General features: G+C 31.0%; 6 protein-coding genes. All 6 read right to left on the reverse strand.

The features are described from left to right. Positions 1–28 precede the first annotated feature (28 nt). From VBN07_RS01565 to VBN07_RS01590, 6 genes are read right to left on the reverse strand one after another with little or no spacing between them, the layout of a single operon-like run. The gene (locus tag VBN07_RS01565; protein ID WP_323177569.1) at positions 29–1,354 is read right to left on the reverse strand and encodes an ABC transporter ATP-binding protein; all 1,326 of its coding nucleotides are present in this window, start codon (positions 1,352–1,354) and stop codon (positions 29–31) included. Positions 1,355–1,357: 3 nt separating this feature from the next. Next, a complete protein-coding gene (locus VBN07_RS01570) occupies positions 1,358–2,608 on the reverse strand; it encodes an ABC transporter ATP-binding protein (RefSeq protein WP_323177570.1) in 1,251 nt (416 codons plus the stop codon). A 9-nt stretch (positions 2,609–2,617) separates the two neighbouring features. Continuing rightward, on the reverse strand, positions 2,618–3,676 hold the full coding sequence (locus tag VBN07_RS01575; protein ID WP_323177571.1) for an ABC transporter permease: 1,059 nt from the start codon (positions 3,674–3,676) through the stop codon (positions 2,618–2,620). Further along, positions 3,676–4,725, reverse strand: a complete 1,050-nt coding sequence (locus VBN07_RS01580) for an ABC transporter permease (protein ID WP_323177572.1) — start codon at positions 4,723–4,725, stop codon at positions 3,676–3,678. Before VBN07_RS01580 ends, VBN07_RS01575 begins: the two co-directional genes overlap by 1 nt. After that, on the reverse strand, positions 4,725–7,781 hold the full coding sequence (locus VBN07_RS01585) for a hypothetical protein (RefSeq protein ID WP_323177573.1): 3,057 nt from the start codon (positions 7,779–7,781) through the stop codon (positions 4,725–4,727). The genes VBN07_RS01580 and VBN07_RS01585 overlap by 1 nt, the downstream gene beginning before the upstream one ends. 13 nt (positions 7,782–7,794) lie before the next feature. Continuing rightward, complete coding sequence (locus VBN07_RS01590) at positions 7,795–13,323, reverse strand: PDxFFG protein (RefSeq protein WP_323177574.1); 5,529 nt, start codon at positions 13,321–13,323, stop codon at positions 7,795–7,797. Positions 13,324–13,365 lie beyond the last annotated feature (42 nt).

A 13,365-nucleotide genomic window follows, 5' to 3' on the forward strand; every position in this document is an offset into this window, starting at 1 on the left:
TTGTTTTGTTAGGTTATTTGAATTTAAATTAATATTTATTATTTTTTCAATCTTGAACTTCTTTAGGTGTAGCTAACACAAAGTGATTATCATTGATTTTAATTCATTCAGGTTGATAATCTTCTGTGTAATTATGCATTGCAGGATTATATTCATATCCTAGCAAGCTACCTTTATCAGAATCGATTGATGGAACTGACTCGAGTAATGATTTCGTATATGGATGAAGTGAGTGCTTCATAATTTCTTCAGTTGTACCAACTTCAAGTAATCTACCTTTATTCATAACAGCAATTCTATCCGAAATATATTCAACCATACGTAAGTCGTGAGCAATGAACACAATTGTAAGATTATATTTTTCTTTAAGTTCATTAAAGATGTTTACAACTTGTGCTTGGATAGAAACGTCAAGCGCTGAAATTGGTTCGTCAGCAATAAGTAATGTAGGTCTAAGCACAACGGCTCTAGAAATCCCGATACGTTGTTGTTGTCCTCCTGAGAATTCAAGTGGATAACGTTTTAAAACTGATTCATCAAGTCCTACACTCTTAAGAATGTCTTTAACTAAAATTGTTTTACATTCATTTTCAGTTAATTTATTTAATTCTTCACGTTTTGCTTTGTATTCAGCTAATTTAGCTGAGACTTCTGATAAACCTCAAGTTTCATTTATTGTTTTTTCAAAGTCCACATATAAAGCATCATACGCAATGTTCTCATTGATTGAAATTTTGTGATCTAATTCTTCTTTGAACTTTCCAAATAAAGAACGATATTCTTTTTTATCAATCATTGAGTATAAATGTTTAACAACCTCTTGGTCGTAGTTAAATAAGTAAATTTCTTTAGAGTTCTTTGTATTCGTTAAACCTTCAGAAACAACTGTTTCAATATTAACGTGTGGATTAAGTGAGTTAGCTGGATCTTGAAAAATCATTTGCACTTTATTAACCATAAAGTTAACGATTTCTTTATATTCTTTAAGTGATTTACCAAGCTTAAATCCTCTAACCATTTTCTTAGGTAATAATTTATCAAGAATTTTGATTTGGCCAAAGCTGTGTGGTGTAAGTCCGATAATAGCACGTCCAATTGTACTTTTACCTGAACCAGATTCACCAACGATACCTAAAACTTCACCTTTGTAAATATTTAAGTTAAAGTCTACTACAGCTCTAAATGCTTTTGAACGAGAACCATATGTAACATCCACGTTTCTTAATGTTGCTAAAACTTCCTTACCTTGAGGAACTTTTAACATTTCATCTACACCTTTAATGTTATATCTTATGAATTCTTTTTTTCAGAAAAGGAATTTTTTTTGTGTTTCTATGTAATAGTCTTTTTTCATAACTTATTTTTTAGAACTTGCTAAAAACTCCTTTCATAATTTTGCAATGTGTGCAGGTGGTGTATATTTAGGTGCTTTTTTATCTAAAAGTGCTGATTTAACTCTATGTGTTTCTGAAACATAGTAAAAGTCAGGTTCAACTTCAAAATCTCTACCAAGTGCATAATCATTTCTAACTGCAAAAGCATCTCCAACAATATTATTTAAGTTAGATGGAACTGAACCTCTAATTGTTGAAAGTCTTTTACCATTATTAACGTCAGGCATACTTAAGATTAAACCTCAAGTATATGGGTGTTGTGGATATTTTAAGATTTCTCTTGTAGTTCCTTCTTCAATGATTTGACCTGCATACATAATTGAAATGTAGTCAGCTATCGAAGCAACAACTCCAAGGTCGTGAGTAATAAACACGATTGACAATTTAAGTTTTTCTTGTAATTCTTTAACAACTTCAAGAACTAAAGCTTGAACTGTTGGATCAAGCGCTGTTGTAGGCTCGTCCATTACTAAAATTTTTGGTTCAAGCGCAACAATAGCAGCTATAACAACACGTTGAATCATACCTCCGGACATTTCGTGTGGGTATAATTTCATAACAGCTTCAGGGTCATTAATTTTTGTCAATTTAAGGAATTCTACAGCACGTTCGTATGCTTCTTTTTTGTTTTTAACAACTCTGTTAACAAGCATACCTTCCATAATTTGTGCTCCAACTTTCATAGTTGGGTTCAATGTAGACATAGGGTTTTGGAAGACAGCTGAAACAACTCTTCCTCTATAGTGTGAACGTTCTCAATCACGCATTGAGAACTTTTCAACGTGATTATTGTAAAGTTTAATTTCACCACTATCAATTACAGCATTATCTCCTGTAAGTCCATAAAGAAGAGATGTAATAACTGATTTACCTGAACCAGATTCACCGATAATTGCATGAACTTTTCCTTCATAAATTTGAATAGATGGTCCACGGAGAACTTTGTTCTTTTGACCTGGTACAGATGGGTTTAAGAATGATAAGTGAATGTCTTTAATTTCTGCAGCAATTTTAAGTTTTGTTCCATCTGAAAATTCTTTGTACTCAACATTTTCCATAAATGTTTCTCAATCAAACATATTTTTTCTGTTCCCTAATCCAATACCAGAAAAAGCGTTTGTGATTGCAACATTTATTTTTCTTTTAAAGTGTTCTCATTTAGACTTGAATGATTGTTTTTCTGATTGATTAGATAAGTTATTATCTTTTTTCATAAAACTCTCCTATCTTTGTCTTCTTAATGCATCTTGAACTGATGCACCAATTAATTGAACACTTGTTGTAATTAAGATTAAGAATGTTGAAGGAACAAATACGTATCTTAAGTAATCAGGGAATAATTTTTGACCTTCAGAAATTAAGTTTCCTAATGTAGGAACATCATCGATAGCAAGACCAATGAATGCAAGTGATGTTTCTGATAAAACAACACCAGGAATTGTGAATACTAATTGAGTAATTAAAATAGGTAATATAACAGGTACATAGTTTTTAAGAATTTTTCAAGTTGGTGTACCTAAGATTTTTGATGCTGATACTCATTCAAAGTATTTAGCACGCTTAACTTGAGCTCTAATTTGGTTAGCCATACCTGTTCAAGATGTAAGTGAAAGTGAGAATACAACAACTCAGAAACTAGGTTTGATAATAATAGTCATTAAGATAAGGATGATAATTGTAGGAACAATTGAAATAACTTTGATGATGAAAGTCATAATTTTGTCAAAGAATTCAAATTGACCCATCATAATTCCAATTGTAAGTCCAATAGCAACCTCAATTGCTGTTACAACAAATGCAAGTGCAATTGAATACCTAAGTCCTCATCATAATCTAGCTCAAAAATCTCTTCCTAAGTGATCTGTTCCAAGAATATGGAATACACCCTTGCTATCTACTGTATTGAAAATAAGTTTTGAATCATCAACACTTGTAACGTTAGGATCTTGTGATGTAAATGGAATAACAATTGCTAATAAGATTAATGAAACTAATGTAACAAAACCAAAAACTCCAGCAAAACTTCTTGAGAATCTGTTAATAAATTCTTTGAAAACTCTTGGTTGAGCTTGCATATGCATATCAGTTTGGAAGTCTACAATTTTTCCGACAATTTTTCAAGACTGATACACAAATGGTTGTGTAATTGGGTTTGGTGCTGTTGCTAATTCTTCTTTAGACATTGAAGCAGTTGCTTCACGCCCTTTAATTTTGCTTGCTGTCTTTTCGAAGAATTTCTTGACTGATGAATTAAATTTGTGTAAATGTTCTTTAAATTTCATTAAGCACCTCTCCTTCTAATTCTTGGGTCAATTGCTTCATAAAGAATATCTCTGAATGCATATGATAGAACTGTAAGAAGTGAGAACATAACAATTAAAAATAAGATAACATTGTAGTCTTTTGAAGTAATAGCATTAAGCAACATACCTCCTGAACCAGGAATTAAGAAAATTTGTTCAATGAAGATACTTCCGATGAATGATCCAAAAATAACAGCAGGGAAGAATGTAGCAATTGGGAATAGTGCAGGTTTAAGTGCGTGTCTTCAAACAAATCTGTTTCTTGACACACCTTTTAAGTAAGCAAACTTAGCGTGAACTGAGTTAAGCTCTCTGTTAAGCTCTGTTCTAATATATTTAATATAAACAATGATGCTTCCTAATGAAAGCGCTAGACCAGGCAGTATATAGGTTGCAAAATTATACTGGTCAAATACATAAGGTATTCCGACAACACGTCCGATAAAGACAAGAAGTAAAGCGAAAATAATAGAAGGAACAGATGAGAAAATTGAAACAATAACAGTTGAAACGTTATCAACAAGTCCTCCTGGATTTTTACCAACTCAAATACCAAGCGAAATACCGATTGTAACTGTTAAGAATACTGAGAAAATTCCAACTAAGAATGATTTGTAAAATCTATCTCAAATAAATTCAGTAATAGGGCGCTCAGGGAAAAGTGAATAAGAAATACCAAAGTCACCGTGGAATAGACCATTTAAGTACTTAAAGTATCTTGTAAGTAAAGGTTGGTCCAATCCATATTTTGCTTCAATAATTTTTCTTGCAGTTTCATCCTTGCCTTGTGTAAGTGGGTTTTCACCTGGAACTGAGTTAATTAAGAAGAATGTAATTGATATAACAATAAACCCGATAACAATAAATTCAGCAATAATTTTTAAGAATTTTCAAGATGTTTTTAAGAATGGTGAATCAATTGAAAGAAGTTTATCTTTAAGTTTTAATTCAACATTTCTTTTGCTTCTGAAGATAACTTTATTATCGTTCAGTTCATAAGTTTTATTATCTACTTGTACTTTTTTCATTAGTTCCCTTCTTTAGTTCTTGGTAATTTTGCCATTGGTGGTCTTGTCATATCGTATGCATATTGAAGTGAGAATCTGAATAAACTATCAACCCCTCCAACTTTTGTAATTTCTCAGTTTGTATCAACTTCCATAAGTGGAATTACAACCGCTGTATCTCTGATAACTTTTTCAAGTCCTGCGATAAATAAGTAAACTCTTGTTTGAGATCAGTTTTCTAAAAGTTCCTCATCTGTGAAGTTACCTGAGAAGAATGAGTTAATTCTTGAAGTGTATTGTGAAATCGATTCATCTGGATGTTGAAGTGATAACTCAATGAATTTATTTCAGAATACTGGAATTGCATCATCTGGTTTTGCGCTTTCGCTTCTTAATAATTCTTCTTGGTTAAATTGTAATCTTTGTTGTGTTTCATTTGTTAAGTTAGCTATTTGTTCTGTTGTAAATTCAGTAGCTAAATATGTAATAAATGCATTGTTGATTCTGTTTGTTTTAATGTTTTTGTCATTAATAATCATATACCCAAGTAAGTTTTCAACATATTGCTCTGAATATCTTGCTTTTTTAACTTCATTTAAACTTGCAAGCGCAAGCGAAACTGGTTTTGCGTATTTTTTAACAAATGCTGCTATTTCGCTGCTACTTTGTGAAGCTTTTGCTGAATTATAATCTGATGCAATGTTTACATAGTCCCCTGATAATGAATTTGAATTAATAAGCGTATTAATTCAATTAATGTCAGATTGCATTAATGAAAGTTTTGAAACACTAGCATCTTGTTTTTGAAGTTGTTCAATAAATAATTCACCTATGTAGTCACCATAAATGTATGAACCAACAGGGTTATCTTTGAAAGCAATTGTTTTTTGGTTGATTGTATCAACTTCATCACGTTTGAAGAATACTGATACATAGTCCTGTGCTCCATTACCACCTAATCTATCGTAGTTTTGATAAATAATTTGGTATGCGCCTTTTTCAATAAAGCTTGCATAGATGTTTTCAGGTAATGTTTTTGTTTCAATTGAAATGTAACCATTTGACATAGTTTCAAGAGCACCTTTTAAGAATAAACCAGCGTTCTTTTGTTCTTCTGAACCATTGTTTAAGAATTCAAATTTAACTGATTGTAATTCTGGATGTTTTGCTTTGAATCTATCTAAATAGTATTTTGCTGTTTGAATATCGTAAGTTAAATCTTTACGTTCAGTTTTTTCAAATGTGAATGACTTAGCTAAGTGAACAACGAATTCGTAGTTTTGTAAGTCAAATTCTTTACCATTTTTAGTTGCAGATTTTTGACCTTCAAAGAACATTTCAATGTTTTTACCATCGAATGTTTTGTATTGTCCATAAGATGTTCAAGTGTTAACAGGGAATGAGAAATCTCATCCAACAAATTTAAGAGCTTTTTCTCTGTTAACTGCAAAATACATTGCATTTCTTAAATCTTGATCTTGTAAATATGAATTTCCATTTGTTTCGCTATCTAAGTTGAAAGCAAACGCAATTGTTCCATACCCTGTATTTTTGTTAAGGTATTTTTTCATTTTAGGATCAGATCAATAAAGGTTCATTTTTGAAGCAGGAATATATGTTTGTGAAATTAAACCATCTTCAAAGAATAATGAGTTTGTGTTCTTGTTAGTTGAGAACATAATTTTGATTTTGTTTGAAATTGTGTTTTCAGCGTCAAAGTAATCTTTATCTTTTTCAAGAATAATGTAACCGTTATCTCCTAAAAGAATACCTTCACCATTTTGTGCAATTTTAAATGGACCTGATGTTAAGAATGTTTTAGGTTCTGAACCATATTTATCAATTCCACCAGCAACAGTTTCAACGTGTTTTCTATTGATTGGGAATAAGTTGTAAAGGATCGTGAATAATAAATATGATAAATCAGGTGTTTTGGTGTCATCAAAAATCATTGTGAATGAGTTTTCGCTACTTGAAAGTGCTTTGATTGTTCCTTGTAAGTCTTTGTTTGTTTTATTAAACTCTTGGTATGGGTTTACATACATATTTTTAACAATCTTAATTTGCTTTTTCTCACCATTAACTAAAACTGTAAAGTCTTGAACTTCTTTATCTAAAGCAAAAGAAGAGTTTTCAGGTAATGATAAGTGTTCTGCAATGTAATCGTTATCGTAATCTAAGAATAATTGACCTGTATAGAAACCAAATTCTAATGCAGCTTGCTTAATTGCTTCAACTTCCACAGTATCAAGTGGATTTCCATTTTCATCTTTGATTTGTGAAACAAACACTTCTTGGTTTGGATTTTGAATGTATCTGTTCAATACTTCTGATCAAACATAATCTCTACGTCCAAATGGGTTTTTATATGATTGTTTGAATTTTTGTTGGTACTCTTTTTGAGCGTCAATAAATTTATCAACTGCTCTAATTCCATATTTTCTAACTGTGTCTAATTTTTGAGACCCTGTGTTAAGGTCTAAAATGTATTCTAAGTAATCTCTAATATCATTTGAAGTTACAAAGTCACCGTTAGATCACATATTTTGTTTTTTTCTAGTGTACCCTGTAATAGCCATATAGTTATTAGGGTTTCTAGGGTTTCTGTAAGCATAAATAGTACTTTTTTCTTGGATATTTCCATCTGATAAGTCAGCTAATCCACCCACTGTTTGGAAGTTATCGATTCCATAGAATGCATTTGAAATTTTACCTTTACCATCATTATCTAAAAGTTCACTTCTAGATGCATTTAAGTAGTCAGTAAATTTAGCCGAATCTTTAACTGTACTATTTTCCATAACAACAAAGTTGTATGAAGCTTTGTTAAGTAATGATTTAAGTTGAGCTGTAGGACCTGTTTTTAAATATGAGTCCACTAATGATGGAACAATTTTGTCCATTGATTTATATCTAACATAGTTTAAGTTGTTAATCGGTTCAGTTGCTAATCCTAAATCATAATCAATTGATTTAGAGAATAATCCACCTGATTGACAAGATAGTAATGCAATTGACGAGACAACAGGAGCAGAAGCTGCTGTTAATGTCAATAATAATTTATTTTTTAATTTCATCTTCTTCTCCTTATTATCCTGAAATGTTAAATTGGTAATCTACGTAAATAATTGTTTTTCCTGTGTCGTTGTTGTTTTCGTCTTTTTCAGGCATTATCTTGATTGGTGATTGTTCATCAGCTTTACCGTTTTCAATCATTGCATCAAGGTCACCAATTGTAAATCCACCTACTGTATCTTTGTTTTCATTAGCAAAATCAATATAGAATCTATGTTTTGGTTTTAATAATGAGTTTCTATATTTAGACATAAGTGCATAATCAGAAATTCAAGATTGGTAACCTAATTGTTCAAGTGTAACTTTAGAATCTGCATCACCTTGTTTTTCATAATAGAAAATGTTGTTTGTTTTATCAATGTTAACAGGTAAGTAGTGCACTTCATTTGTATCAATGTCAGTGAACTTAATGTATTTAACTTGCTCTGCTAATTGATTTGGAATGTATCCATACATAGCAACTGCATCAAGTTTTTTATTTCTGAACATACCTGAAATTGTTCTTTCTGAAACTCCATAGTTAAGAAGTTGTGAAACAAAGAATGCTTTAGGTCTTGAAGTAATTTTGTTTCCTTCAAAGTCTTTTAATCTAATGTTGTTGTCTTGGATGGCATTTCTGTTTTCATCATAAAGTTCCATACCAATTTTTTCTTTTTCAAATCTATCTTTAAAGAATCCATTGTTATTTGAGATGAAGCTTCCAAAGTAGTTTGAATTTCTTCTTCCATCTTCATTTCTTTGAAGCATTGATGTGTCATTTCAAATTCCAAAAATCGGTTCCTTGAATTCAGTTACAAGTTTTTTATTCTTTTCAATTGATTCGTTAGCTAAATCGATATTGGTTCTTGAAAGTTCTGCTTGTAAGTTATTGAATTCTTGCTCTTTAGCAGCTAATTGTGCTTTAAGGTCAGCGATTCTTTGTTCTGTTTGATTGTATTCGTCGCTACCTTGTTGCATTGAAGCTAATTTTTGTTCTTCAGATTTAATTTGTTTTTTATGATCAGCAATTGCAGCTTCAGCAGCTGGAATTAAATTTAATTTTAAGTTATCAACTTTAGATTTGAATTCAGCAATCTTAATGTTTGTTTGAATTTGGAAGTCTAAAGTTTGTGCAATATATTCTTTATATTTATGTGATTGAATAGCTGCATAAATACCTTGCACCATATCTGATTGACTATTTTTAATATCGTTTAAGTAAGCTAATTTAGTTCCATCAACAATGTAATCAAGTCCAGTAACTGATTCATTTACTCCACCTAAGAATTTTGGTAAGTTACCAAAGTTTTCAAAACTTGGTAAGTAAGTTGTTTGAACATAATCTCTTGTTAATGTTTCAGCAATTGAGTAAATATAATCTGTGAATTTGTCATTTAATAATGGTTCAACTCTTGTTTCATTGTAGTTGAATACATCGCTTGATGGTTTACCTGAAGAGAATCCACCGTAGTAAATATCACCGATAAGAAGATTTTCTCCAATAACACCAAAGTTTCTAATAAATGTAATGTTTCCTAATAAAAGGATTAAGTCTTGAGTATCAAAATATTGTTTGTAATCACTTACGCCATATTTTGAAAGAAGTTCATTAAGGAATTCTTGTAATTTAGTTGCATCAAATTGTAATTTTGATTCTGGGTTAATCAATGAAGCGTCTTCGACATAGTTTTCTCTAAATTCAGGACTTTCAATTCTAATTCCATATTCTTTTGAGAAGAATGCTTGGTTAGCAACTAAATCAGTAGCAACATTAAAGTCTTTAACTGCAAGAAGTAAGTTTGAGTTTTTAAACGCTTTCATTGCATAGTTAGCTAAAAGTTGTTGTGATGTACCGATTTCAACTTTTTTATCTGTTGAAACTGTGAAGTCACCTGCTAATACAACTGATTTAATTTTGTTTAAATCAAATTTTGATTTTACATAATCTAAATCTCAATTGAATGATTTAGAAGCGACATCAAATGAAGCTTTTGAGTAGTCGATTGATAATAATTCCATCATTTTGTCAAGCGAAGCAAAAGCAAGTGATTTTGCAGTTTTGTTTGTATCTAATCTTGTTGCATTAACTTTGTAGTTAGCAACAAAAGCTTCAATTAAGTTTGAATCAGCTTTTTTGTAAGCTGATGAGAATGGATTAAGTCCAACATATTTCACAGTTTTATCAAAAGCATCTGGACCACTTGTAAGTAACTCACGTAAGTTTTCTAAAGTTAACATATTTTGGTCTTTGTCTAAGTAAGTAAACAAGTCTGATGAGTTGTTACCTAATCTAGCAATTCCAAGAGCATATGAAAATGCAATAGAAAAGTTATTTTGTCATCTTCCATCAACTGATTCAAGACCCAATTCAGTAGCGTACTCATTCATTGTTTGACTAAGTCTGTCTTTTGAGTATGTGTATGTACTTAAGAATGCTGAGCTTGAAACATATGGGAATGTATATTTAGTTGAGTTTTGTAAATCTCTGTAGTTTGCAAATGTTAAAACAGGGTTAATGTTTGCTCTATTTTGCATTCTGTATTCTGTATCTATATAACCATAGAATGTGTTAACAATATCTCTAAGTGAACCTTGTAAACTTGAACGAAGTGATAAGTATTGTAATGCTTCTCTGTGTTGTTCAGGTGCATCTTGACCTGGTTGAGCAAAGTTTGCTAAAACAGAGTTGTATTGTGGATCGTATTCAATTTGGTTTCCTCTGTTTTTAAATAATTTAAAGTAGTCATTTAAATCAACTGCATTAAATAAGTCTTTAAGGTAAATTGCAAGTGAACCACCTAATCTCGTTGCATTAGTGTTTCATCCTGAATCAAATAAGTCAGCTTTGATAACTTCTTGAAGTGATTGAACAATTAATCTTTCTTGTGAACGAATGTAGTTTCAGCTTTCTGTATCAAGTTCAACATTTAAAGGAACATTAATAACTGGTGAACCATCTGGTTTTTTGAAGTTAACTTTTGTAATAACTGTTTTGTCGTTTACAGTTTCAGTTTCATAAACTCTAACTTTGAATTCATCATCATTGATAAAGTCAACAAATTGCGCAATAGGTTGTCCAGAACCATCTGTTAATTGTTCAATAACGTTTTTAGCAGTTACTTGTGCAAATTTAATTTCACCATTTTCGAATTTTTTGAATACTTTAGATTTTCCAGAAATTGCTGGGTTAAGTGTTCCTGATTGTTCATCAAATGAGTTTGCAATAAATAAGTCCCCTGGAGCAACTTTTCTAAGTTTAGCTGCTTCAATCATTCCTTCATAATCTTGTAAGAAACGTCTTTGTGGGTTAGCTAACACTGTGTAGATGTCTTGTCCAGCTACACCTACAGCACCTCACATTTGATTTTTAGTTTCAACTTCTTGAGAAACAACGTTTCCGTTTTCGTCAAGGATACCAAACCGGAATTTGATGAATTTACCGTTTTCAGTTGGAGCACCTAAACTGTTTGTTCTAATAACTGTAAGGTTTGTTCTAGCTTCTAAATAGTTTTTAAGAGATTTGTATGAGTAGAATGAAGAGTCGCTAGCTCCACCACGAGTTGAAAGACCACCAACTAAAATAGGGTTTTTAGAATCGATTCAAGATTGACCTTGATCAAGTGTGTAGTGATGTCCATATTCGTGAGTTGCAACATATTTTAAGAAGTCTGTTGAAATACCTTCAAAGTCTTCAATAAGAGTTCCTAAAACAAGTGGAAGTCCAATTCTATCTGATTCTGAAACACCTTTGTATTCACCTTGAACAATTTTGTATTCATATACCCCTTTAGCATTTACAGATTTTTCTAAGTGTGGTCCGTTTAATGATTTAAGTAAGTGTGGGTATTTTTCTAGAACTTTTTCAGCAAGTCCATTATAAACCTCTGTATAAACCTGGTATTTTCTTGAATCAAGTCCTCTTAATGTTTGTCCATTAGCATCTTTTTCTTCACTTGTGTAACCTAAAATAAGAGGAGTGATTGAACCTAAATATCCAGCAGCTTCCTTAAATTGAGCAAATCCGGCTGGTGAATAATTATTTGAAGCACTTGCAACAAATTGTTCACGTAAGATAAATCTGTTTGAGTCTTCAAGTTTAACTGAAAGCATATGTGTTGATTTAGAGTTTTGAATTGTAAACTCTTTAATTTCACATTCTTTAACTAACGCTTTTTGTTCTTCATAAGTTTTATCTTTTAAAGTAGGAACTTCATTGATTGCTTTAACAAATGAATCAAAGTAGTAAGTTTTATCTCCTTCTTTATAAACAAAAAGTTTTGTTCCAACATATGAATTAACGTCATAAAAATCTAAGAAGTGAATAATATCTTCATTTACTGCTTTTACAAAGTTTCTATATGTAATTGATGAAGCTTCAGAAATTCTTGTAAAGTCTAAACTTGTTCTAACATTAAAATCACCTCTAGCAGCAATAACTTGATCAAGTTTTGCTTTATCAGTTTCTGAAAGTGAATCTCTATCAAAGTTTTTAACCGCGTCTGAGTCAGCTTTATTTTTGTAATCAAAGAAGACTTCAAAAGTTGTTTTCTTTTTTTCTGTATTGTAATTACTGTTAACATCTTTAATAATAACTGGTTTGAAGTCACTTAATGAAACTGTACCAAAGTTAGGTTTGAGTTCCTCTGCAACTTTTGCAAATTCTTCAGAACTAATGTTACTTGGCAAGTAAACTGTTTGAATTTTTTCAACATCAAGTTGTGGTGCTGAACCTGGAATGTAAACTAAGAATTCTTTGTTAATTAATTTTCTTGGAATAGTAATTTCTCTAAATGCCGTATTGTTAGGCAGCATTGAAGAGTTTTTAATTGCAGTTGCTAAAGGAATGTTGTTTAAGAACATATCAACATCAGCTTTAGGAACTTCATAATTAAATGTTGAATAAGTTAACGCATCTTGTGCATTTCCTCTACCACCAACCGTTGAGTAGTAAGGTAATGAACCAAAAAATGCATCAGGGAAGAATTTAATTTCACTGTATTCTTTGTGCAATGTTGAGTGAGAACCTAAAGTAATAGCATTACCATTTTGCTCAACTCCAGGAACAATTCTAAATGAGTCTAAAGTTAAGAGGTCAGGACCTCAAGATACGTTTGACATAAATCAATTTGAAAATTCAATAAATTGTTTTGGTCTAACAGCTAAAACATACTCATTGTAAAAACTGAATGAGCCGTATTTAACTTCTAATATGAATGATTCATTGTATCTTTTGTAATATTCTTTGAAAAATTCATCAAATGAATATTTTTCTGTTTCGCCAACAAAGTTGTATTCATTGTAAGTTTCATTGTTTGAAACTACATTAGCAACAATTTTTGATTTAAGTGGATCTAAAACACAAATTTCAGGTTTAATTTGACCATTTTCATCATAGAATTTTTTAAAGTTGTTTACAAATAATTTTTGATCAACTGGATTTGTCGGTCCATTCTTTTCGTCAGAATTATTTGCATATCCGTAAATTGAACCAACAGCAATACCGGACGCTCCAGCTAATATACCTAATGCTAATAAAACTTTGTATTTTAAAGCTAAATTTTTCATATAGTACTCCTTTATTGAATTTCAAATTTTGATTAAAAATCC

This window comes from Mycoplasma sp. 4404 (assembly GCF_034863325.1).
Classification (GTDB): Bacteria; Bacillota_I; Bacilli_A; order Mycoplasmatales; family Metamycoplasmataceae; genus Mycoplasmopsis.